Source organism: Rahnella sp. Larv3_ips (assembly GCF_003697865.1).
In the GTDB taxonomy this organism is placed as follows: Bacteria; Pseudomonadota; Gammaproteobacteria; order Enterobacterales; family Enterobacteriaceae; genus Rahnella; species Rahnella rivi.
The window spans coordinates 245,346-269,059 of the sequence record NZ_MJIB01000021.1 but is presented as its reverse complement, the minus strand read 5'-3'; the positions used below and the strand labels follow the sequence as shown (position 1 = coordinate 269,059).

Sequence of the window (23,714 nt, the reverse complement as noted above, 5' to 3'; positions counted from 1 at the left end):
TGATTTGATTTTTGGAGATATAGACATGTCCCGAGTCTGCCAAGTTACTGGCAAGCGCCCGGTGAGCGGTAACAACCGTTCCCACGCAATGAACGCGACCAAACGCCGTTTTCTGCCAAACCTGCACTCACACCGTTTTTGGGTTGAGGCTGAGAAGCGCTTTGTAACTCTGCGCGTATCTGCTAAAGGTATGCGTGTTATTGATAAGAAGGGTATTGAGACGGTCTTGGCCGATCTGCGTACCCGCGGTGAGAAGTATTAAGGAACTGAATCATGGCTAAAGGTGTTCGCGAGAAGATCAAGCTGGTTTCTTCTGCTGGTACTGGTCACTTCTATACCACTACGAAGAACAAGCGTACTAAGCCGGAAAAATTGGAACTGAAGAAATTCGATCCAGTTGTCCGTCAACACGTGATCTACAAAGAAGCTAAAATTAAATAATTTTAGTGGATTAATAAAACCCGGCTCCGGCCGGGTTTTTTATTGCCTGAAATTTGAGGTTCGGGTTGCGGGCGTCTTTTGTTTGCCTGAGACGGATGTCTGCGACACACTCTGATTTCGATTCTGTTACGGGAGAGGATATGCCTGAATTACCTGAAGTTGAAACCAGCCGCCGGGGGATTGAGCCCTATCTTAAAGGCCACACGATTATGCACGCCGTGGTGCGTAATGCGCGATTACGCTGGCCCGTCTCTGCGGAAATTCTGGCATTAAGCGATCAGCCCGTTCTCAGCGTTCAACGTCGCGCAAAATACCTGCTGGTTGAGCTCAACACGGGCTGGATCATCATTCATCTGGGAATGTCTGGCAGTTTGCGGGTATTGCCGGAAGAGACTGAGCCGGGCAAACACGATCACGTCGATCTGGTGATGGATACCGGCCATGTGCTGCGTTATACCGATCCCCGTCGTTTTGGCGCATGGCTATGGTCAGCCGATCTGGCTGGCAGTAACGTATTAGCCCATCTTGGCCCGGAACCGCTGAGTGAGGATTTCACCGCTGATTATCTGTTTGAAAAATCACGCACCAGGAAATCGCCGATCAAGCCCTGGCTGATGGATAACAAACTGGTGGTCGGTGTCGGGAATATTTATGCCAGCGAATCCCTTTTTGTTGCAGGCATCTCACCGGACAGACCCGCGCACTCTTTGAAACGGGAAGAAACGGCGTTGCTGGTCAGCACAATCAAAGCTGTTCTGTTACGTTCAATTGAGCAGGGAGGAACAACGCTGAAAGACTTTTTACAGTCTGATGGAAAGCCGGGGTATTTCGCGCAGGAGCTCCAGGTCTATGGCCGCGCGGGGGAACCCTGCCGCGTGTGTGGCACGCTGATTGAGAGTAAAAAACATGCTCAACGCACCACATTTTTCTGCCCGCGCTGTCAGCGGTAGGATCGGGTTTCAGGCGCTGATTTTTTCCATCAGGGCCTGAGTGACCTCTTGCGGCAGGAAAGGTGTGATGTCGCCACCGTGGCGTGCCACTTCCTTCACCAGAGAAGAGGAGATAAAAGACCATTCTTTCGATGGCATCATGAACACGCTTTCCAGCGTCGGCAGTAAGTGCCGGTTCATATTGGCGAGTTGCATCTCATATTCAAAATCTGATACCGCGCGTAATCCACGCACCAGCACGTTCGCCCCCTGTGCTTTGGCAAAATTCGCCATCAAATCGCTGAATCCAATCACTTCGACATTATTCAGATGCGAGGTGACCTGGGTTGCCAGTGCAACGCGTTCATCGAGCGTAAACATGGGTTTTTTGCTTGGGCTGGCGGCAATGGCCAGAATCACGTGATCGAACATCAGTGCCGCGCGGGTGACAATATCGAGATGCCCGTTAGTCATCGGGTCAAAAGTACCGGGATAAATTGCTTTAGTGGTCATGCTGGCTCACTTCTGCAGAGGTTGGCTGAATGCCCACAAGGCGGCATATTTATTGAAAGTATACTGGGCATTGACGCCCGCCAGAATCAAACCCTGCTTTCCATCCAGAAAACCCGCGCGCAGGATCCAGGTTTTCACGAATGCGCCCAGCGTATGGGATATTACGGAGAAGAAACTGCAGCGACGTCCTTGCTGGTGACGCTGGGTAGCCCATGCTTGCGCATAGCCGAGCTGTTTACGCTGAAAGGCAAAGAAATCGCGGCATGTCAGATGCAGCAAATCACCCTGAAGCGGGAGGACGCGTGCCCCGTCAGTTTCAAGGGATTCATGAACTAAATCATCGTTATAACGAAAATGTGCCGGATAAAGACGGTTCACGCGATCCGGATACCAGCCGCTGTGACGCATAAATTTTCCGAGGAATAAATTGCTGCGTCCGAGACTGTAAACCGTGTTTTCCTGCGGATCCTTGAGAGCATTTTCAATCGACTGACGAAGTTCGGGAGATACCCGCTCATCAGCATCGATCATCAAAATGTAATCGCCGGTGGCATGGCTTTGTGCCAGCTGTCGCTGTTTACCAAAACCCGGCCACTGAGTGTTCAGGAAGACCAGAGCGCCGAAACTGCGCGCGACCTCTACTGTTTCATCTTCACTGCCGGAATCGAGCAGAACGATCTCATCTGCCCAGGCCACCGATTCCAGACATTCCTGCAATAAACCGGCTTCATTGCGTGCAATCAGTACAACAGATAAGCGCTTTATGTCAGCCATTAATGACCCCGGACAGGCAGGTAAGGCTCCAGTAAATGCAGCAGTCGTTGCAGCGCACCCTGGTTCTGGTGCAGAACTTCAACGGCGTGACGCCCGTAGTACAGTCGATAATCTTCGTCCGTCAGCAGCGTGGAAATCTCTTTCACCAGCGATGCGGTATCCGTCACGGTGATCAGGCCATCGTCCTGAGCCAGTTTGGCGCAAATGTCTTTGAAGTTTATGGTGTGCGGCCCCATCAGAACCGGAATTGCGTGTGCGGCGGCTTCCAGCGGATTATGCCCGCCGCGTTCCACCAGGCTGCCGCCGACAAAGGCCAGGTCGGCGATGCCGTACAGCAACATTAATTCGCCCATGGTATCGCCAATCACCACCTGCGTGCCTGAGGACGGCACTTCGCCGGTGCTGCGCTGGGTGAATGTCAGCCCGGCTTTACGGGTGAGTTCACAGGCAACCGGGAAACGTTCCGGATGGCGCGGTACCAGAATTAACAGCAGCGTCGGATGGTTTTTCAGTAATTCTTTATGCGCTTCCAGCAGCAGCGTTTCTTCACCTTCATGCGTGCTGGTGGCAATCCACACCTGACGCCGCGATGCCCACTGGCTGCGCAGTGCGATGGCTTTGGCAGCCAGTTCCGGAGTGACTGAAATATCAAATTTCAGGCTGCCGGTGACGGCGAGCTGATTGCGTTTCAACCCCAGCGAGAGAAAGCGTTCGCCATCCTCCTGATTTTGCGCAGCAATCAGTGTGATGCGTTGCAAAATAGTACGAATGAATTTGCCGAGTTTTTGATAGCCCTTTGCAGAACGCGCGGAAAGCCGGGCATTGGCAATGACAAGCGGGATTTTACGGCGGTGCAGCGCGCTGATGAGGTTTGGCCACAATTCGGTTTCCATGATGATGACCAGCTTCGGGTTCACTTCATCGAGGAATCGGTTGACCGATCCTGCCAGATCGTAAGGTAAATAGACGTGATGCACACCTTTGCCAAAGGCGGACTGAACGCGTTCAGAGCCTGTCGGGGTCATGGTGGTGACGGTGATCGGCAATGAAGGATAGCGATGGCGCAAAGCGCGAACCAAAGGGATCGCAGCGAGAGTTTCGCCCACAGAGACAGAATGCAGCATGATGCCGCCAGGGACGACTTTACCTTTGCAAAAGCCATAACGTTCAGCCCAACGTTTACGGTAGGCCGGTGATTTACGGCTGCGTAACAGTAAACGGATCCAAATTAATGGCTGAATCAAATATATGATTATATTGTAAAAAATATTCATTTTTTAGGAGGCATTGCGTTAGGGAAAGTCAATTTCATAGAGTGAGCATAATCCCGGCGGTTAGATAGGCACATGGTATCAGATAAGTGCTATCGACTCATCATGCCTGCGTAAACGTCATCAGATAAGCAGCGAGTGATACAGCGCCACCAGCTGTTGTGAAAGGTTTTTTGGAGAATAAGGCAATATGCGTTCTCTTGCCGCATGGCTCATCTGAGCATTTTCCAGGCGGGAAGGGATTCTTTTTACAAATTCGGCCAGTTTTACGATATCCAAAGCATCGCAAACAAAACCCTCTTGCCCTTCGGTGATGAACTCCGCGCCGCCACAGGTCTGGCTGGTGATCACCGGCAGACCACAGGCCATCGCTTCAAGGATCACGTTAGGAAACGGGTCATACAGTGTTGGCAGGATCATGCCATCGGCTGCGTGGTAATAGGGCAGCACGTTATTTTGAACGCCCATAAACCGAATTCGCTCAAAACACCCTAACTGACGCGCAAGAGATTCATATTTCTTCTGCGCCTTATCCTGACCGACAACGATGAGATAGCGGTCGCTGGAGGCGATGGCCTGAATAGCCGGTTTGAGCCCTTTGCGCTCGAAGCCTGAGCCCACATAAATCAGCGCGACAGCCTGTTCCGGGATCGCCATCTTCGCCCGCGATTCACGACGTTGTTCATCTGTCGCAGGCTTAAATTTTTCTGCATCAATGGCGTTATAAATAACGCTAAAACGTGACGCATCAACGCCGTAGCAACGCATGATGTCACGTTTCACCATCTCTGAATTGCAGATGATTTTTTTCAATTCCGCCGAATGAAACATCGCTTCTTCGGCATGGAGCACATAGCGATGATACGGACTGAGGCGTGTCAGCAGACGCTGGGCGGGAGAAATAATGCGCGCGCGCTGTTCAAGCCAGACGCGGTGCGCGCCATCGCCTGCGCGGAAAATATCGCAACCCGGTATACGTTCATGGCTTTGAACAATATCAAACTGAGCCGCTTTCCAGCATGTTTGCGCGGCCGCTGCGAAGCCTTTCTCCCGTGACACCCGGCTGTGTTTGGCCGGATTGCACAGATGAATTTTCCATTTCGGATTAGGTTTGCCTTCCCACTGGCGGGTGATGATATTGAGCTCGATGTTTTGATCGTCCAGCGCTTCGAGGGCACGGGAGATGAAACGCTCCGCGCCACCATCCGGGCGGTATTTTTGTCTGACGATCGCCAGCCGGATAGTTTTCAAATCAGCCATGCAGATAGCTCCGGGCGGCATCCAGCACGTCGCTGACCGGGATAGCATGCAGATATCGCTGCTGGGTTTTCGTATCAATAGAGTCAGGGGTGGGCAGCGGCGCGTAATCGCCCGCCCAAATCGTGGTGTTATGGTTGCCCCATGGACGCCAGTGCTGCATTTTCGTTGGCCCGAACAAAGCGACACAAGGTGTATTGAGTGCAGCGGCCATATGCATTGGCGCCGAATCCACCCCAATAAACAGTTTCGCGCCGTCAATCATGGCGGCAAGTTGTGTCAGCGATAACTGGCCGGCGACGGAAATAACCTGAGGGTTATGCGTCAGATCCTGGATCTTGCTCACCATCTGCAGCTCTTTTTTATCGGGGCCGGACGTCATGACGATAGTCATGCCGGTATCACTCAGACCGTCGATTACGCTGGCAAATTTGTCGTCATCCCAGCATTTGAAAATCCAGCGGGAGGTTGGCTGAATCACAATGTATTCGCCACTCACCTGATTTGTTTCCAGCAGCTGCTGGCAAAATGCTTTGTCACTTTCTGAATAATGCATCGACGTTTGGGCATTTTCGACAGAAAGGCCGAGCGCGGTGAGGATCGACATATTTTGCTCAACGGTATGCAATTTGCCGTGGTTTTCCGTTGTCACTAAATCGGTATGACCGGCACGCCAGATAAATGAGCGACGTTTTTTATAGTCAAATCCCAGCCTGACCTTCGCGCCTGAAAGCATCGAAAGCAGGGAACTGCGCCACTGATCAGCGAGGTTTATAACCAGGTCATAATGCCGGGAACGTACCGCTTTAAGTAACAGAAACTCCTGCTTCAGCTGATGCCGAATACCTTGTTTTTTCCATGTTCTGTCAATGACATGAATCGTTGAAATGGCAGGATGTTCACTCAGAATAGGCCGTGTTTCTTTATACAAAAGCACGTCAATTTCAGCATCAGGATAATGCTGGTGAAGCCTGTTTATCACCGGCGTTGTCAGTACCATATCTCCGTGATGACGGAGTTTGACCAGCAGAATTCTTCTGGGGGTGAACGCTGCATATTTGGCTTCAGTGTTAGGCATTCTATTATCTGATTTAGAAGATAGTGAGTTGATTCTAGGTGAAGAACAGGATGCTGTGAAGCTATTTATCTGGCTGATATAGAAAGATAAATAACTTCGTTTATGAATGAGTTATAACGGAGTTACAGACGTAAAAGAATCATCCCTTTCTGAAACATTTCAGGCAAGACGTTTACGCAGCGTGTGGAGGCGTTTCAGCCACAACAATAATTGCCACCATTGTTTAATTCCACGTGCATTGCGCAGCATAATCTGGCGCGTTCCGCTGGTATAAATATCCTCAATCATGGCCTTTTGCGCTGCCGGATCGGGCTCACGACGCACAGAGTGGCATACCGTTAAGGCTTCACGTGTGACCTGGCGCGGAAATTCGGCATAGATTTTTACCCGGTCTTTATATCGCCGGTTCAGATCATCCAGCATTTTAGCAATCTTCAGATAATGTCTCTGATATTCAACATTTTTCATTCCGGTGCGTTTCTGATTACTGATGGACAGACCATGAATATAATAACGATACAGCACTGTCTGCGTGTACCGCACGCGTTGCGCGTTAAACATAAACTCAGTCGTCCAGGGAATGTCCTGATGATGTAAACCGGGTTCAAAATAGAGCTGATGCTTTTTAATCAATGCCAGCCGATATACACCGAGCCAAACCACATGCAAATAGCGATTGGTTGCCAGTGCCGTTTTCAGCCAGGTGGCGCCATCCAAAACAGGCGTCGAGGATAAGCGATCGGCAGGAATGATCGGTTTTACTTTTTTCGTTCCGACGAAATAACGCTCGCCATTACACTGCGCGACGTCCAAATCATCCTGTTCACACATGTCGATCAGTGTCTGATACATATCAGGATTAAGAATGTCATCTGCGTCGGGAAAGGTGACATAGCGGCCTTTAGCGGCAGCGAGCCCGGTGTTACGTGCGAGGGAAACCCCTCCATTAGGCTGACTGATCACCCTGATATGTGAATGTCTTTCCGCATACTCCTGAGCGACCAGATCTGAGCCATCCGTTGACCCATCGTTCACAATGATGATTTCCAGGCTGGTAAGGGTCTGCGCGACGAGCGAATCCATAAAGTTTCTGAACATCTCCCCCGCATTGTACAAGGGGATGATCGCGCTAAGCCTGATGTCTTCGGGCACCGTTGTCGGGTTCATTTCCACAATTTCCACTGATAAGAATGGCAATAAACGGGGAATCAGTGTGGTTCACTTCCCCGTAAAAATCACTGTTTTACTGACGAAGAGCGGTCACACATTCTCAGCATCAGCAGGTAACCGAACACCAGTACAATAAAGTACGGCGATTCACGGTTGTAGAACTGAGTATCGCCCTGACTGAAAAAAATCACCGGAACGGAGAGCAGTAAAAATTCGTAACCTTTTGGCACCAGCTTAAAGGGATAAAGCAGCAACACCGCGAAGAACATCACCATGATAATGCCGCCAAAAATCCCCTGCAGGGAAAGGCTGTCGAGAATGTCATTGTGGAGGTGGAAGGATAAATTACGGATTGCTTCCGGATTGCCACCTTCATGTTGATCAATATATTGGGTCGCCAGCGCGTTACGGCTGTCAGCCGACTGGCCCAGCGGATGCTGTTTAAATACCTCTATGCCGGCACGCCACATTGAAAAACGGGCACCAACGGAAGTATTACGATCACCCTGACTGTAAGAATTCACTTCGTGCTGGAGATTATCGATACGCTCTACCACACGATTATAATAAGGGTGACCTGAAATCACCGCAGCTAAAATTAAACTGCCAATCGCAAAGCCGTAAATTATTTTCGAAGTATGCGAACTCTTTGCGAAATCATAAAGAATACTCACTGCGCTGAATAAGGTGAACAGCATGATGGCTGAGCGGGTTTCTGTTGCAGCAAGAACACCAAAAGTCATCGTCATGATAATCAGGCACGGTAATCTGTAATGCTTAAGTGCGTAATATTTCAGACTGTACATGACCAGTAATGAGAAAATGGTGAAGGTATAGGCTCCTGATGTGGATGCATCTGAGTTAATTTTTATCCGGTCGCCTGTTTTCAGGTAAACCGCGATATGGGTAACCGCGATAATAATGAAAAGCAACGTCATGATGGTGACGCCGGTGCGCATTGTTAACGTGGAGATTTTCCACTTTTTCACGTTGTGCTCAATGGCGTAGAGAACAAAGGCGGCGAGTATCAGACGTTTACCACTGATCTGATAATGGTAGGCAATTAACGGATACTGTTCATTGGTGGTTAACGCAACCCAAAGTAATTTACTGACACCTAAAATAAACACGGCCCAGGCGAAAATATAGAAATGGATTTTCTTTTCTTTTTTAAATGTGATGTATATGAAGTAAATGATGGCGATGTAAGTAATGATATAAAAGAAGTTACGCGTCACTTCACCGGAATACATGAAAAACGAAACAGATATTGCCGTAAATAAGAAGAACACAGCAGCAAGCTTATCATCAACTGATGACTGCTTAATCGCTGATAGCCAGTTCCTGATCATGAAGAGTGCTTCCTGAAGATTTTAGTGTTCATGTATTTAAACATCCAACTTAAGCTTTTCACATATTGATGTTCATGCCAAAGTGCCTGCGCATAACGCTTCATCTCTTTGTAAGAGACAGGCATATCATGTGGAACGTCATGCCATGGCGATTTTGCATAGTACTGATCATAGAGACTGGCTAATTCGCCCATACCCCAGCGATGCCATGGTTTACATTTACCTGTGTAATGAATCAGGATTGCATCTTCAGGCACCGGTGTTTTTTTACCGACTTTATTCAGGATGATATCGCACACCAGGTTATATTTTTTAGGCAGGAGTAATACCTCATGCTCCAGAGCAATATTGAGTGCATCCTGATCCGGAAACTTGAGTTCTGTGCCATGAATTGCCAGCGTCTGAATGATTCTCTCCGTCGTTTTTTTCTCAATCCACATCGGGATATTGATATATAAAAATCCAGAGTTGAAGTAATTCCCGCTGGTCAGCCCTAAATGGGGGCAAAGTTTATTGCGAGCCCTTTCGGTGTCGTTCACCGCCGCCAGTGTGTAACGGCTTATATCTTTTTCATGCAGCTCTTTATAACTGCCTACACACAATGTATCAGCATCGAGATAAATGAATTTTGATGTGACATCAGCAAGCAGATACGGAATAAACAAACGATAATAAATCGCCTGTGGGTAACGCCCTATCAGCGGCAAGTCGGTAAAGGCCGATTCTTTGAAAACATTGCAGGTGATGGCTAAAGGACGATTTGCGGCCAGTTCGAGAAGTAATGATTTTGACTTCTCATCAAGCGGACTGCCAAACACGTGGATGTGGAAAGCTAAGTCAGGATTATTTTCCATAACCGAAAACACAGTGATCCCCATGCCGCGCGCATACGCGTTATTAATACCGAACGCGATATGGACAACCGGCAAGTCTGAAAACCCTAAATTGTTAACGAGCTCTTCTTTCTGCTCAAGATAACTCAGGTATTCCTGATTAGGCATGGTGCTGTTCCTGACTTGTATTACTGACGACAAAAGAACGTATCTGGTTTAGCTGTGAATCACTCAGCGAAAACAGTTGTTCCGCACTGTGTCTGAACGTGTAAGGTGCAGAGAATATAAAGGATTCCGGCGAAAGGCTTTCATCTTCCGGCGATAAAATTAATGCAGCGAAGGTTGGATGTTGCTCGGCCAAATCACAAGGGCCCGCGAGACACACCACCGGGACCTCGACGGCATCGGCAATATAAATATTGCCCGAGTCGGAGGCGATATACACATCCATCTGCGAAATGGCATACGGCACTTCATGCAATTTCAGCTTACCTATCAGGCTGGTGATGTTTTTATTGTCATTCCGTTTTTTCAGCAACTGGTCGAGATAGGGCTGTTCGTTCTCAGGGCCAAAAACATAAAACTGACATGGCAGACCCTTCAGGCAATCGAGTATTTTTATCCAGACGTCGGTTGGGATAGTTTTTGCCTTATTTCCCGCTGAAATGCTGATCCCTATTCTTATCGTTTCTTTTATAGCGAGTTCAGGAAGGTTTTCTTCCGGCACATAAAGCGGCCAGGTGGCATGTTTTTTATAACTTTCAGAGGTGAGAACAGGATCTGCCAGCTTCAGATAGCTCTCGAGAGTGAAGTCGGTTTTTCTGTGCACCCTGACCACATCTGCCGTCTGATAGAAAATGCCGTGGTACCACTTACGGGTGTAGGCAATCAGAAACGCTTTATAACTGGCATTGCAGAAGGCGGCATAAAAAGCATTCACGCTGTTTGGCTGGAGTAAAAAAACGCGGTCATAGCGATTCAGAAAATGAAACGCCAGACGGATCTTGGAGAATAAAGATTTTTTATAATCTTCAATCAGATAAATGGATTCAATCGTCGTATCGTGCGCGGCAAGCGGTAACACCGTTTTACTGATCAGCACGTCTGATTTTTTTAAATGCTTCAGCAGCGGGGTGATATTAACGAAATCCCCGATCTTGGCGGTTTGGATAACCAGATTGCGGCCAGTGCTTCGATGAAAAGGTTTCATTAGCATTTTGAATGGCCACAGCAAGATAAAAATTATCACGTAGCTCATACTTTGCTCGCTTCCTTTTCCGCGGAGATCATCTCATTCAGTTGCTTAAATACGCGCTCTGCCGTCAGGTTTTCCAGCGAATTGTCCTGTGCTTTGAGAATGAACTGATTCTGCCCGTAGCCGCCGATCAATCCCGGATCTGTCGGTCCGTAGAGCGTGATATTAGGCCGATCAAGTGCAGCCGTCAGATGGCTCAACCCGGTATCGACAGACACGACTGCTTTGGCACCGGCTAAAACCTCCGCCACATTTTCCAGGCTCAGTTTTGGTAAAACCTCGACATCAGGAAACCCTTCAGCCAGACGTAACGCTCTTTGATATTCGTGCTCTGCTCCCCAGGGAAGCTTGATGCGGATGTGTTGCGCGCTCAGCAGTTCAATCAGTTTACGCCAGTGGGATTCTGGCCAGTGTTTGTCCGCGCGGGTTGTTGCATGGAGAAACACCAAATACTCGTGCGCATCGGCGGGAAGGTGTGACAGGAATCGTGCTGCAATGGCGTAATCACCCTGAGTCGCAGGTTTTTCATAGCCCAGACTTTTTGCAAATAGCTCCCGGGTACGTTCTACCGCATGCTGTTTTTTATCGATTTCATGGCGATGGTTGTAAAACCAGCTGGCAAAAGGTTCACGGGCACTTTTACAGTCCTGACCGTGTTTTTCGCCTTTAGCGACACGCGTGACCAATGCCGCGCTTTTCATCAAGCCCTGTGCGTCGATCACGGCGTCATAGGTCTGAGACTGCACTTCACGTTTGAAATCACAGCGCTGCTGACGGGTTTCAGATCCGAACCAGTTTTTACGCCAGCGTCTTATGGCGACCGGAATCACCCGGTCTACGGCAGGGTGCCAGCCAGGGATCTGTGCAAATCCCTCTTCCACGACCCAGTCAAAGCGGATCCCCGGAATAGCCCTCATGGCATCCGTTAACGCAGGAAGCGTGTGCAATACGTCGCCCATTGACGAAGTTTTGACGATGAGAACCCGCATTACTGCTCCTTCCTTGTGCACAGTAACTGGTTTAATTCCTGATAAACCTGCTCTGGTTGAATATCAATCAGGCTCTGGTGATAACCTTCTTCAGCATCGCCTTTACGGACTTTATGATAGCCGGTGATCAAACGGATAACTTTTGCCTGATGGCTGAGAGGCGGCGTGAAATCAGGGCTGCTTGGCCCGTAGAGCGCCACCAGCGGTTTATCCAGCGCAGCCGCGACGTGCATCAGACCGGAGTCATTACTGACCACGGCGTGACAGGCAGAAATCATGACAACGGCCTGATCCAGAGATGTTTTTCCTGCGAGATTGAGGCAGAAAGGCTGCGCACTCTCAGACAGAGCAAGGCGGATTTGTTCTCCGGCAGGGTGGTCTTTGGCCGAGCCAAACAGCACCACCTGATTGCCTTCGTGGATCAACTTTTCCGCCAGCGCGGCATAATGATAATGCGGCCAGCGTTTTGCCGGGCCAAACTCCGCACCTGGACAGAATCCAATCAGCGGGCGGGCGTTATCGACATTGAACGAGGCGGTGACGGCGGCGATTTCAGCTTCGCTAACCTGCAATTTCGGCCACAAAATGGGCTGCGGAAGATCGGCGGCTGTTTTAATGCGTGGAGCATCGTAAGCCAGCGCGGCATAGCGCTGAACCATCAGCGGAAAGGCTGCTTTATCCAGAACGCGGACGTCATTCAGCAGGCCATAGCGCATTTCACCGCGCCAGCCTGTACGTTGCGGAATGCGCGCAAAAAACGGAACCAGCGCCGATTTAAACGAGTTGGGTAAAACGTATGCGCGTTGATACTGTTCTTGGCGCAGAGAAATGCCCAGACGGCGGCGCTCACCCAGTTCCAGAGCGCCATGACCCAACGGCATCGACAATGCCCGATTCACTTCTGGCATCCTGTCGAGCAGCGGACGGCACCATGCAGGTGCCATCACGTCAATTTGTGCATCCGGGTGCGCCAGTTTCAGGGTGCGGTAAAGACTTTGTGACATCATCATGTCACCGACCCATGACGGCCCAATTACCAGTATTTTCATACCGTTAATCCATTCCTCAATGTGCGGTTCTTAGACTGTGCGGTTGAGCCAGCTCATGTATTCCGTCACACCTTCGGCAACCGTTTTAAACGGTTTGTCGTAGCCTGCTTTACGCAGAGCCGTCATATCAGCCTGAGTGAAGGACTGATAACGACCTTTCAGTTTTTCCGGGAACGGAATGTATTCGATATCGCCCGACTTGTGGTAAGCCACCACGGCATCCGCCACGGCCTGGAAAGATTCTGAACGGCCAGTCCCGCAGTTGAAAATACCGGATACGCCGTTCTGCCAGAACCACAGGTTTACCGCGGCCACGTCACCGACATAGATGAAATCGCGTTTAAAGCCTTCGCTGCCGGAGAATAATTTTGGATTCTCGCCGGCGTTGATTTGGTTGTTCAGATGGAACGCAACGCTGGCCATGCTGCCTTTATGGCCTTCACGCGGGCCATACACGTTGAAGTAACGGAAACCACAGATTTGCGATTCAGCATGCGGCAGAATTTCGCGAACATACTGGTCAAACAGGAATTTGGAGTAGCCGTAAACGTTCAGCGGTTGCTCGTACTGACGCTCTTCCACAAAGCTGGTGCTCTGGCTGCCGTAAGTGGCGGCGGAAGAGGCATAAAGGAAGGGAATGCTCCGGTCCAGACAGAAGTGCAGGATGTCTTTTGAATACTGATAGTTGTTATCCATCATGTATTTGCCGTCCCACTCGGTGGTGGAAGAGCAGGCGCCTTCATGGAAGATCGCGTCGATATCACCCAGATCATCACCCGCGACGATGCTGGCAATGAAATCTTCTTTGTCGCAGTAATCCGCAATATCCAGATCAACCAGATTGACGAACTTGGTACCGTCTTTCAGGTTATCGACCACTAAAATATCGCGGTATCCCATATCATTGAGCGATTTAATAATATTGCTGCCGATAAAACCAGCGCCGCCAGTGACGATTATCATGGGACTCACCTTTAATCATTTTAAAATCACGCACCATGCGTGATTTATACAGTTGGCAATATCATAACACTTCATTATCAAGCTCACATTGGGAAGGTGTCCGATATCACGCATTCTTATGTTTCAGAGCGTAAGGCGTGAAGTATGCTGCAAAATGAAGATTTTGTGAGCGTTTTCATCGTTATTTCATATGCAGATTAGTAATGTATTCCGTGAATGAGTCATTTCAGGAGAATACTGTATGTCTGTTTCGTTTTATCGCCAGTTGGAAGATCAGCTCGATCAGGCGCGGGTTGAAGGGCTGTTTAAAGAAGAGCGTATTCTGACCACCCCGCAGCAGCCCGAAGTCTCGGTCGCGGGCGGAAAGCCGGTCATTAATTTTTGCGCCAATAACTATCTCGGGCTGGCGAACCATCCTGAATTAATCCGGGCCGCCAAGGCCGGTCTTGACAGCCACGGTTTCGGCATGGCTTCGGTGCGTTTTATTTGCGGCACACAAGATACCCATAAAGAGCTCGAACATCGTCTGGCAGATTTTCTGGGTATGGACGATGCCATTCTCTATTCCTCCTGTTTCGATGCAAATGGCGGCCTGTTCGAAACCCTCCTGGGAGAAGAAGACGCGATTATTTCGGACGCACTCAACCATGCCTCCATTATTGACGGTGTACGGTTATGCAAAGCCAAACGCTATCGTTACGCCAACAACAATATGGCCGAGCTGGAAGCCCGTTTACAGCAGGCAAAAGACGACGGTGCGCGCCATATTCTAGTCGCGACCGACGGTGTATTTTCGATGGATGGTGTGATCGCCAACCTGAAAGGCGTGTGCGATCTGGCGGAGCGTTTTGATGCGCTGGTGATGGTCGATGATTCTCATGCGGTCGGTTTTGTTGGTGCAGAAGGGCGCGGAACGCATGAATACTGCGATGTGATGGGCCGCGTTGATATTATCACCGGTACGCTCGGCAAAGCGCTGGGTGGGGCATCGGGCGGATATACCGCCGCACGACAGGAGGTCATCGACTGGCTGCGCCAGCGCTCGCGACCTTATCTGTTCTCCAATTCGCTGGCCCCTTCGATCGTTGCTGCCTCGCTAAAAGTGTTATCCATGCTCGAAGCTGGCAGTGAGCTGCGCGAGAAGCTGCTCTCCAATTCCAAACTGTTCCGCAAAAAAATGACGGCGGCGGGGTTTACCCTGGCAGGTGCCGACCACGCCATCATTCCGGTGATGCTGGGCGAGGCACGGCTGGCGCAGGATTTTGCTGCCCAACTTCAGCAGGAAGGAATTTATGTCACCGGGTTCTTCTACCCGGTTGTGCCTCAGGGGCAGGCGCGGATCCGCACCCAAATGTCAGCCGCCCATACGACTGAACAGATCGAACAGGCCGTTGACGCTTTCATCCGTATCGGTAAAAAACTTGGCGTGATCGCCTGAGGAATGTCCATGAAAGCGTTAGCGAAACTGAAACGTGAAGAAGGCATCTGGATGACCGATGCGCCGGTGCCGGAAATGGGCCATAACGATTTGCTGATTAAAATCCGCAAAACGGCGATCTGTGGCACCGATGTGCATATCTACAACTGGGATGCATGGTCACAAAAAACCATTCCGGTGCCGATGGTGGTCGGCCATGAGTACGTCGGTGAAGTGGTCGGGATCGGGCAGGAAGTTAAAGGCTTTAGTCTCGGCGACCGTGTTTCCGGCGAAGGGCATATCACCTGCGGGCATTGCCGCAATTGTCGCGGTGGCCGCACGCATTTGTGCCGAAATGCGCAGGGCGTCGGCGTTAACCGCCCTGGTGCGTTTGCTGAATATCTGGTGTTGCCCGCGTTCAATGCTTTTAAAATCCCTGACAACATTTCTGATGATCTGGCCGCTATTTTCGACCCGCTGGGCAATGCGGTGCATACCGCACTGTCGTTTGATCTGGTGGGTGAAGATGTACTGATCAGTGGTGCCGGGCCGATCGGTATCATGGCGGCGGCCATCTGCAAACACGTCGGTGCGCGCCACGTGGTCATCACGGATATGAACGAATACCGGCTGGAGCTGGCACGAAAAATGGGCGTCACCCGTGCGGTGAATGTCAGCCAGCAAAGCCTGCCTGAAGTGATGGAAGAGCTGGGAATGACGGAAGGGTTTGACGTCGGTCTGGAAATGTCCGGTGCGCCGGCTGCATTTCGCAGCATGCTCAGCGCGATGAATCACGGCGGCCGGATTGCGATGCTGGGCATTCCTTCGACCGAAATGGCGATCGACTGGAATCAGGTGATCTTCAAAGGTCTGTTTATCAAAGGGATTTACGGGCGTGAGATGTTCGAAACCTGGTACAAAATGGCGGCGCTGATCCAGTCTGGTTTAGATCTCACACCGCTGATTACCCATCATTTCCCCATTGATGACTTCCAGAAAGGCTTCGATGCCATGCGTTCCGGGCACTCAGGTAAAGTCATTCTCGACTGGTAACTCAACGCTTCAATGACAAAGGCCCGCAAAATCAGCGGGCCTTTTTTTTTCGTACCACAATACATTCTACAGCGTGGGATCTGCCGCTTGCTTCTCAGCATCGGTGAGATAGCGCACTTTGCGGGTGTAATCCTGCCCTTTAAACAGCAACTCATTATCCGGCGAGGCCAGATATTTCTGCCATTCAGACAGCGGGAAACCCCCGTGCGCGCCAATCACTTCTTTTGGAATGACTGACGGCGTGCCGCCAATTTTCTTCGACACCGGCCAGTTCATCCAGTCGCCTAAATTGACGCTTTGGATGTCCAGCGTATCGAGCATGGCAGCGAGCGGCAGTTGATCCGTGGGTGGTTGGTTATCAGGCAGAATATTCCAGGTATCGCGGAAAAACATAATCCACAGCGGGCACAGGCGTTCCCAGGTTTTGCGCGTTGCCGCTAAGAATGCCCCGTTAACGTGGTCAACGATGTAAGGTCGCACGCTGTCTTTGTAATAAGCCGGAATGCTGGCCGGATCGCAACCGTCGAGTTTTGCGATCATTTTGCCCTGACGGAAACTCGAATAAATGTGATTTTCATGCAGCTGAATTTCCGGCATTTTCAGGAGATTCAAATCCGAATCGATCATCAAAATACCGTCAGTTCTGGCCTGCAAGGGCGCCATCAGTTTGATCAACCGGCTCAGGTAAATTTGCTTATAGCGATAGTCGCCGGATTTTGTTTCAGGACTGAGTGTCACAATACGGACTTTCTCTGGCAGCGTTCTGAACTGGCTGGCGTCCTGATCGGTAACAATGACGATTTCCTGCAACTCAGTGGCAAATTTGTCGGCAAACTCGGCGCACAAACAGGCTTCTTCAATATAGTCAGCGCCCGTGGAAGGGATCACCACAGACGTCACGCTGTTCTTTGGCATACCGGCAGTCAGCGTCTTCGCGTAAGGCAGATTGTGACGCGAAAGAATATGACGATATTTTGAATTCAGAAATTTGAACATGTTCAGCCTTGTTTCTTTTTGACACTGCTTAAAACGGTTTCTACGCCAGAGACATACTTCTCAATGGCAAATTTATCGCGAACATTCATGTTCGCCCGCTGCGCGATCTCGTGGCGGAGGTGCTCGTTGAGATACAGCGTTTTCATATGGTTAAACAGCATCTCAACGTCGCCGTACTCGAACAACATGCCCGTTTCAGTATTCTTCACAAGCTCAGCCGTGCCGGTGACATTGGAACCAATCACTGGCGTTTTCAATAACATAGATTCCAGGACAACGCGCGGCAGGCCCTCACTTTTCGATCCCAGGATAAAGGCATCGAAAGCGGAAAGATATTCCAGCGCATTATTTTGAAAGCCGGTGAATACCACTTTATCCATCATATTCAGGCTGGCAGCCTGCTGGATTAAGCGACGCAAATTTGGGCCTTCGCCCACAAAAACCATCTTCCATTTTGCTTCAGGAAAGGCGCGGTTGAATTTATCCAGCGCGAGCAAGGTGAAGTGATGGGCTTTGCGGTTGATCAGAGAGCCGATGCTGCCAAAGATGAAAGTATCGTCTTTAGCATCCAGCTCCCGGCGAATATTTTTGCCATCAGGCAGCGGCTGATTAATATCAATGCCATTGAAAACGGTGAAACATAATTCGCTGCGCACGCCGCGCTTAAGCAATTGTTCCTGAACGCCCTGAGACACAGAAATAATGCTGTGGCAGAACTTGTTCACAATCCGCACGACATCGCGGTTAAGGACCGGCTCAATGCGGCAATGCTGCACAATTTCTGTCGGTAAACCGGCGGTGGAATAATAGCCTTCAACGTTAGAGCTGGGCTGATTATTCATATATAAAATGTCGAACTGTCCAAGCTCCAGCAGGGAGTGGATTTTGCGGATATTGGGATTGATGCGCCAGATTTTATCGATGGAGTAAATGGCTTTCTGGCGCAGGGCACTGCTGAAGAAAAACAGGGTACGCAGCACTTCTTTACTGATTTTTGCCCATGCAGGTTGCTTAACCTGAGGAATGAAGAAGACCGGAATATTCAGCGAGTTCAGGATCTGGCTGATGGTTTCCCCATTATCACGCGCGTAATCGTTATAAAAGCAGCAGCTGATTTCAAATTTTTCCCGATCGATTCTTTTCAGCAGCTCTAACATACTGTTAGTGCCACCTCCCCATTCTTTGCCGCTGTCGAGCAGCAGAATTTTAGATCGATCTTGTCCCATTTATGAGCGCCCCTGCGCAGTCTGAATCCAAAAACATGCAGCGCCCATTATAAGGGGCAAATTCTTTAAGCTCTACCTATTTGCTTTTAGGCGCTATGAGCTTGCTTATCAATACGTTGCGTACGTGTTTTATTTCTTCGCCTCGGGTGTGGTGTCGGCATGCGGCTCAACCGGTGCCGATCCCACAGACGTGGTCAAAATATGATACTGACGTTCAACGAATACCACAGCCGGTAATGTTGCCAGGCTTTCACCGATAACTTTAAACATCGTGTCTGCGTAAATTTGCGGAGCAGGCTGTTTCACACGGCACACGCTGATGCCTTTGCTCGCGGATTTTACCGGTGTCGATTTCGGCGGTTTACCCGCTGATGATGAGCTGTGCACCGGCTCGTTAAGTAACTCACTTGGCCGAACCAGAACAATATCGGAAGGCAAATTCGGCAGCATTTGTTGCAGCACTTTTACTGTCGCCGGATGAGGATGCCCGATGGCAATAGCATAGCCATTCTTACGTGCCAGCTGAATGGCGCGTTCAAACTGACGGCGGATCTCGCCCTCATTTTGCACATCATCCAGAAAGACATTGCGCTTGATGACTTTCACGCGCGTTCCCTGAGCCGCATTGACCGACTGGGTATTGCCGATAGTCATGCTATCGAGAAAAAACAGATTGTGGGCGTTCATCGCCTGCATGACATTGTCCATGCCGCTGCGGCTTGAGGTCATCGCGCTGCCCATATGGTTATTGATGCCGATGGCGTAGGGAATATTGCGGATGGCCTGATCAACGATACGTTTGACCTCAGCCGCGCTCATTGACGGCGTGAGGGTATCCTTTTCCAGCGGTTGCTTACTGAGCGGCGCCATCGGCAGGTGAATGAGGATCTCACGTCCCTGCTGATGGGCTTTGTTCATCATCATTTGCGAATCAGGGGCATTGGGGAAAATGGCGACGGATACCGCTTTTGGCATCTGAAGTACCTGGTTTTCCTCATGCTGGCGATAACCAAAGTCATCGATCAGGATGGATAATTTCGCTGCCTGAACCTGACAAACGAATAACGCAGTACCACAGAGGGCAACTAAAACGGACTTTTTGTATCGCAATGCTATCTTCCCAACCACGGCTGTGGATTAACGGCCTGGCCCTGACGACGAATTTCAAAATACAGCGATGGCTGGCCTTGTCCGCCGCTGTTCCCTACTTTGGCAATAGCCTGACCGGTTTTCACCTGGTCGCCTACGCTGACCAGCGCATCCTGGTTGTATCCGTACAAACTCATATCGCCCCTGCCGTGATCAATGACCACAACCAGACCATAGCCTTGTAACCAGTCTGCCAGAATGACGCGGCCTTCAGCGATCGCCCGGACATCACTGCCTTCACGCGCTGAAATCACGATGCCTTTCCAGCGTAGTTCACCCTGTAACTGTTCGCCGAAACGGTGTATCAACGAACCATTCACCGGCCACATATTCTGGCCTGATGGCCTGCCCAACCCGCCCGTACGCGCCATGAGTGATTGCTCGCTTTGGGTAGGTTTATAGGTTGACCCTTTTTTCTTCGCCTGCTGCTCTTTGGCCCTGACCGCTGCGGCCTCACGTGCTTCTTTTTCTGCACGGGCTTTTGCCGCACGTTCAGCGGCGGCAATTTTGTTTTGCAGACTGGATTCGTTGGCGCGCAGCTCAGTCAGGCTATGTTCATCTTTTTGCAAAGAGGATTCCAGCGCCGTCAGCGTTTTCTTACGTGCTAATCGAGCTTGCTCCAGCTTTTGCTGTTGGGTTTGCTGCTCGCCTAACAGGCTTTTCTGTTGGGTTTGTTTGGATTGCAGAGAAACCCGCTGTTCTCCAAGCGTGGTGCGCGTCTGCTTCAGTTCTTCGATGCTCTTCTGCCGGGCTTCGTTCAGGTAGCCGAAATACGCCAGGATCCGCTCGCTGCGTTCACTCTCTTCACTGCTGAGTAGGAGTTGCAGACCTTTATGCTGGCCCACACGAAAAGCGGAATCGAGCTGTTTGGCGAGGATGGCTTCCTGGGTTTTTTGCTGTTTCTGCAACTTGTCGATAGACGCCGTCAGCCCGGAGATCTCTTTACCGAGCGTGGTTAGCGTGGATTGCGTGCCGCGAAGTTCGCTGCTGGCTGAAGCAATGGTTTTTTCCTGCGCCTGCAATTGTTGCAGCAATGTGCCGCGTTGCAGTTTCTGCTGCTTAACGCTTTTTTCTTTTTCTGCGATGTTTTGCTGAATGGTTTTGAGCTGATCTTTATTGTCATCAGCGTGGGCATTCAGGGAAAGCGTCAGTAATGAGGCACAGAGTAATAAGGCTGAAGATGGGAAGGCGGATGCGCCCTTGTCCGAAGCGGAAAGGCGATTTCTCATCAGGCTGAAATGAATGAATTTGCTCAAACTTTTTTCCGCTTGTCGACCGTGGATGATAGACAATATGGCTGTCCCTGGCCGTATCGTAACACTAATCAACCGGCTGATGCACAAACAAAAAAGGCGTACCAGCCTGAGCTGATACGCCTGTGTTTCAGCGTTTTTTCGGAAATTAACGCGCGATAAACAGCGGCTTGCCGCTCATTTCTGGCGGAATCTCCATTCCCATCAGTGAGAGCATGGTCGGTGCGATATCAGACAGTTTACCGCCTTCCACTGCCACTGCGTTGCCACCCACATAAATCAGTGGAACCGGCAGGCTGGTGTGCGCGGTGTGCGCCTGACCGGTCGCGGGATCACGCATTTGCTCTGCGTTACCGTGGTCAGCGGTGATCAGCAATTGGCCGCCGACGGCTTTCACTGCATCAACAACCTGAGCGACGCATTTATCCAGCGTTTCGACCGCATTGACTGCCGCCTCGTATACACCGGTATGGCCGACCATATCGCCATTCGGGTAGTTACAAATAATGGCGTCGTACTTACCGCTGGCGATGGCGCCGAGCAGTTTGTCTGTCAGTTCAGCAGAGCTCATTTCCGGTTGTAAATCATAGGTGGCGACGTTCGGTGATTTCACCAGAATACGGTCTTCACCCGTAAACGCATCTTCCATCCCGCCATTAAAGAAGAAGGTGACGTGGGCGTATTTTTCGGTTTCGGAGATGCGTAGTTGCGTTTTGTCATGCGCCATCAGCCATTCGCCCAGGGTGTTTTTCAGTGACGCCGGTGGGTAGGCGCAGGCAGCATCAATGTCAGCGGCATATTCGGTCAGCATCACGAAATCACCGAAGTTAATCACTTTTTCGCGGGTAAAACCGTCGAAGTCCGGGCTGATAAAGGCGCGGGTAATTTCACGTGCACGGTCAGCACGGAAGTTCATGAAGATCATCGCATCGCCATCGTTGATGGCTGCGGTTTCTTCACCGGCTGTTTGCAGGACGGTAGGTTTCACGAATTCATCATTTTCATCGCGGGCATACGCAGCTTGCAGGCCTGCTAACGCGGTATCGGCGGTGAACGCGCCGTTTGCCTGTGTCATCAGGTCATAGGCTAGTTGTACGCGATCCCAGCGGTTATCACGATCCATGGCGTAGTAACGGCCAATAAGAGAGGCGATACGGCCAGTGCCGATTTCAGCGAATTTTTCAGAGAAGCGTTTTAAAGCGGATTCTGCGCTGCGCGGCGGTGTATCACGGCCATCGAGGAATGCATGCAGATAAATCGCTTTTGCGCCGCGACGGTTTGCCAGTTCAATCATCGCCATGATGTGGTCTTCATGGCTGTGCACGCCGCCTGCAGACAGCAGACCCATGATGTGGACGGCTTTGCCCGCGCTGACGGCGCGATCAACAGCGGCAGTCAGTACGCTATTATTAAAGAAATCGCCTTCTTTGATCTCTTTATCAAGGCGGGTCAGGTCCTGATACACAATGCGACCCGCGCCTAAATTGACATGGCCGACTTCAGAATTACCCATCTGGCCGTCAGGCAGGCCAACGTCCAGGCCGGAGGCGGCGATCAGTGTATGAGGCTGGGTCGCCCACAGAGAATCCATCACCGGTGTTTTGGCATTCAGAATGGCGTTGTCTTGTTGCTCTTCACGATGGCCGTAACCATCAAGAATCACCAGAACCATCGGTTTTTTGTTGCTCGACATGTCAATTGACCTCAGTTTGAAAGATGAAATGCTCAATAGCCTCGCCGGCTCAACAGGGGAAACGGGCGCGGCTATGGAGATTTACGCGGGCTGATTTTACCTCAGCGGGAAAGGTGAATAGCCGTGAGAGATCAAAGATGGGGTGAGGTGAGGGTTAACTTTCGCCATAAAGGCGTGCTAATTTCTCGGGATGTGCCGCAGATTGTGGCATTAGCCCGCGCATACTGGCTGTATTTGCTCCGACGCGCAGGTATACTCTGAAGCCTTGAATTTTCCCCCAACTGACGGGAGTTGCTACACCCCATGCAAGATATTATGCCATTCATCAGTGCGCATCCGGTTCTCAGCCTGGCGTGGGTTGCGTTACTGATTGCAGTAATTGTGACCACCTTTAAAACACGTTTTTCTAAAGTGAAAGAGATCACCCGTGGTGAAGCAACCCGCCTGATCAACAAAGAAGATGCCGTCGTTGTCGATGTGCGTACGCGTGAAGAGTTCCGCAAAGGCCACATCGCCACCTCTTTAAATGTGCTGACCACAGACATTAAAAGCAACAATCTGGGTGAGCTGACAAAACACAAAGCACAGCCGGTCATCGTGGTGTGTGCAACGGGCCAAACTTCCCGTACTGCAGCTGAAGGCCTGATCGCCGCCGGTTTTGAGCGTGTGTTCACGTTGAAAGAAGGCATCAGCGGCTGGAGCGGTGAAAACCTGCCACTGGCGCGCGGTAAGTAAGATCTCAGCCCAATCGCAACGGCATTAAAATCTACGACTTAGAGGTGGAACACATGGCTAAAATTGAAATCTACACCAAGGCAACCTGTCCTTATTGCCATCGTGCGAAAGCTTTGCTGAACAGCAAGGGCGCTTCATTCGATGAAATTGCCATTGATGGCGATGCAGATAAACGTGAAAAAATGATCGCCCGTAGCGGTCGTTCCACCGTTCCTCAGATTTTTATCGATGGACAGCACGTTGGCGGTTGCGATGATTTACATGCACTTGATGCACGCGGTGGCCTTGACCCGTTGCTGGGTTAATTTGGCGGCAGCG

24 protein-coding genes are annotated in these 23,714 nt (G+C 50.5%); 7 read left to right on the top strand and 17 right to left on the bottom strand.

All coding sequences use genetic code 11. The annotated features are described in order from the left end of the window. Positions 1-25: 25 nt before the first annotated feature. The 3 genes from rpmB (at position 26) to mutM (ending at position 1,391) form a co-directional block, all read left to right on the top strand. Complete coding sequence (rpmB, locus tag ED901_RS20725) at positions 26-262, top strand: 50S ribosomal protein L28 (protein ID WP_004953342.1); 237 nt, start codon at positions 26-28, stop codon at positions 260-262. 11 nt (positions 263-273) lie between these two features. Then, positions 274-441, top strand: a complete 168-nt coding sequence (rpmG, locus tag ED901_RS20720; protein ID WP_004392084.1) for a 50S ribosomal protein L33 — start codon at positions 274-276, stop codon at positions 439-441. 140 nt (positions 442-581) lie between these two features. Further along, on the top strand, positions 582-1,391 hold the full coding sequence (gene mutM / locus ED901_RS20715) for a bifunctional DNA-formamidopyrimidine glycosylase/DNA-(apurinic or apyrimidinic site) lyase (protein ID WP_056774454.1): 810 nt from the start codon (positions 582-584) through the stop codon (positions 1,389-1,391). A gap of 9 nt (positions 1,392-1,400) precedes the next feature. On the opposite strand, the gene coaD is transcribed toward mutM, so the two are convergent. The 12 genes from coaD to rfaD all read right to left on the bottom strand — a co-directional run bounded on the left by coaD (position 1,401) and on the right by rfaD (position 13,874). Next, positions 1,401-1,883: a pantetheine-phosphate adenylyltransferase gene (gene coaD / locus ED901_RS20710; protein WP_122097100.1), complete on the bottom strand. Its 483-nt coding sequence runs from the start codon at positions 1,881-1,883 to the stop codon at positions 1,401-1,403. A 6-nt stretch (positions 1,884-1,889) separates the two neighbouring features. After that, positions 1,890-2,657, bottom strand: a complete 768-nt coding sequence (locus ED901_RS20705; RefSeq protein WP_122097099.1) for a glycosyltransferase family 2 protein — start codon at positions 2,655-2,657, stop codon at positions 1,890-1,892. Next, entirely contained in the window at positions 2,657-3,931 is a 1,275-nt protein-coding gene (gene waaA, locus ED901_RS20700; protein WP_056774466.1) for a lipid IV(A) 3-deoxy-D-manno-octulosonic acid transferase, read from the bottom strand. The genes ED901_RS20705 and waaA overlap by 1 nt, the downstream gene beginning before the upstream one ends. 120 nt (positions 3,932-4,051) lie before the next feature. Further along, a complete protein-coding gene (locus tag ED901_RS20695; protein WP_205965137.1) occupies positions 4,052-5,179 on the bottom strand; it encodes a glycosyltransferase family 4 protein in 1,128 nt (375 codons plus the stop codon). 1 nt (position 5,180) lies between these two features. Continuing rightward, positions 5,181-6,263 (bottom strand): putative lipopolysaccharide heptosyltransferase III, encoded by a 1,083-nt coding sequence (gene rfaQ / locus ED901_RS20690; RefSeq protein ID WP_122097097.1) that lies wholly within the window; start codon positions 6,261-6,263, stop codon positions 5,181-5,183. A 159-nt stretch (positions 6,264-6,422) separates the two neighbouring features. Then, complete coding sequence (locus tag ED901_RS20685; RefSeq protein WP_122097096.1) at positions 6,423-7,430, bottom strand: glycosyltransferase; 1,008 nt, start codon at positions 7,428-7,430, stop codon at positions 6,423-6,425. 68 nt (positions 7,431-7,498) lie between these two features. Then, positions 7,499-8,785: an O-antigen ligase gene (locus ED901_RS20680; RefSeq protein ID WP_122097095.1), complete on the bottom strand. Its 1,287-nt coding sequence runs from the start codon at positions 8,783-8,785 to the stop codon at positions 7,499-7,501. Beyond that, on the bottom strand, positions 8,782-9,786 hold the full coding sequence (locus tag ED901_RS20675; RefSeq protein ID WP_122097094.1) for a glycosyltransferase family 8 protein: 1,005 nt from the start codon (positions 9,784-9,786) through the stop codon (positions 8,782-8,784). Before ED901_RS20675 ends, ED901_RS20680 begins: the two co-directional genes overlap by 4 nt. Beyond that, a complete protein-coding gene (locus tag ED901_RS20670; RefSeq protein WP_122097093.1) occupies positions 9,779-10,876 on the bottom strand; it encodes a glycosyltransferase family 9 protein in 1,098 nt (365 codons plus the stop codon). The genes ED901_RS20675 and ED901_RS20670 overlap by 8 nt, the downstream gene beginning before the upstream one ends. After that, on the bottom strand, positions 10,873-11,862 hold the full coding sequence (rfaC, locus tag ED901_RS20665) for a lipopolysaccharide heptosyltransferase RfaC (RefSeq protein ID WP_122097092.1): 990 nt from the start codon (positions 11,860-11,862) through the stop codon (positions 10,873-10,875). The genes ED901_RS20670 and rfaC overlap by 4 nt, the downstream gene beginning before the upstream one ends. Beyond that, positions 11,862-12,911, bottom strand: coding sequence for an ADP-heptose--LPS heptosyltransferase RfaF (gene rfaF / locus ED901_RS20660; protein ID WP_122097091.1), 1,050 nt, complete (start codon positions 12,909-12,911; stop codon positions 11,862-11,864). Before rfaF ends, rfaC begins: the two co-directional genes overlap by 1 nt. A 30-nt stretch (positions 12,912-12,941) precedes the next feature. Then, complete coding sequence (gene rfaD, locus ED901_RS20655; protein ID WP_112165143.1) at positions 12,942-13,874, bottom strand: ADP-glyceromanno-heptose 6-epimerase; 933 nt, start codon at positions 13,872-13,874, stop codon at positions 12,942-12,944. A 241-nt stretch (positions 13,875-14,115) separates the two neighbouring features. Between rfaD and kbl the strand changes: the two genes are divergently transcribed. Both kbl and tdh read left to right on the top strand, forming a co-directional pair. Further along, the gene (gene kbl, locus ED901_RS20650; RefSeq protein WP_056774503.1) at positions 14,116-15,312 is read left to right on the top strand and encodes a glycine C-acetyltransferase; all 1,197 of its coding nucleotides are present in this window, start codon (positions 14,116-14,118) and stop codon (positions 15,310-15,312) included. 9 nt (positions 15,313-15,321) lie between these two features. Beyond that, positions 15,322-16,344: an L-threonine 3-dehydrogenase gene (gene tdh / locus ED901_RS20645; RefSeq protein WP_056774507.1), complete on the top strand. Its 1,023-nt coding sequence runs from the start codon at positions 15,322-15,324 to the stop codon at positions 16,342-16,344. A 66-nt stretch (positions 16,345-16,410) separates the two neighbouring features. On the opposite strand, the gene ED901_RS20640 is transcribed toward tdh, so the two are convergent. The 5 genes from ED901_RS20640 to gpmM form a co-directional block, all read right to left on the bottom strand. Further along, positions 16,411-17,340, bottom strand: a complete 930-nt coding sequence (locus ED901_RS20640; protein ID WP_122097090.1) for a hypothetical protein — start codon at positions 17,338-17,340, stop codon at positions 16,411-16,413. 2 nt (positions 17,341-17,342) lie between these two features. Further along, on the bottom strand, positions 17,343-18,566 hold the full coding sequence (locus tag ED901_RS20635) for a glycosyltransferase (RefSeq protein ID WP_122097089.1): 1,224 nt from the start codon (positions 18,564-18,566) through the stop codon (positions 17,343-17,345). A 129-nt stretch (positions 18,567-18,695) separates the two neighbouring features. Then, positions 18,696-19,676, bottom strand: coding sequence for a divergent polysaccharide deacetylase family protein (locus tag ED901_RS20630; protein ID WP_122097088.1), 981 nt, complete (start codon positions 19,674-19,676; stop codon positions 18,696-18,698). Positions 19,677-19,678: 2 nt separating this feature from the next. Further along, positions 19,679-20,944 carry a murein hydrolase activator EnvC gene (envC, locus tag ED901_RS20625; RefSeq protein WP_240994014.1) on the bottom strand — a complete coding sequence of 422 codons (1,266 nt, stop codon included), beginning with the start codon at positions 20,942-20,944 and terminating at the stop codon, positions 19,679-19,681. Positions 20,945-21,116: 172 nt separating this feature from the next. Beyond that, complete coding sequence (gene gpmM / locus ED901_RS20620) at positions 21,117-22,661, bottom strand: 2,3-bisphosphoglycerate-independent phosphoglycerate mutase (protein ID WP_122097086.1); 1,545 nt, start codon at positions 22,659-22,661, stop codon at positions 21,117-21,119. 303 nt (positions 22,662-22,964) lie between these two features. Between gpmM and ED901_RS20615 the strand changes: the two genes are divergently transcribed. Both ED901_RS20615 and grxC read left to right on the top strand, forming a co-directional pair. After that, positions 22,965-23,396 (top strand): rhodanese-like domain-containing protein, encoded by a 432-nt coding sequence (locus tag ED901_RS20615; protein ID WP_056774527.1) that lies wholly within the window; start codon positions 22,965-22,967, stop codon positions 23,394-23,396. 53 nt (positions 23,397-23,449) lie between these two features. Further along, on the top strand, positions 23,450-23,701 hold the full coding sequence (grxC, locus tag ED901_RS20610) for a glutaredoxin 3 (RefSeq protein ID WP_056774530.1): 252 nt from the start codon (positions 23,450-23,452) through the stop codon (positions 23,699-23,701). Positions 23,702-23,714 lie beyond the last annotated feature (13 nt).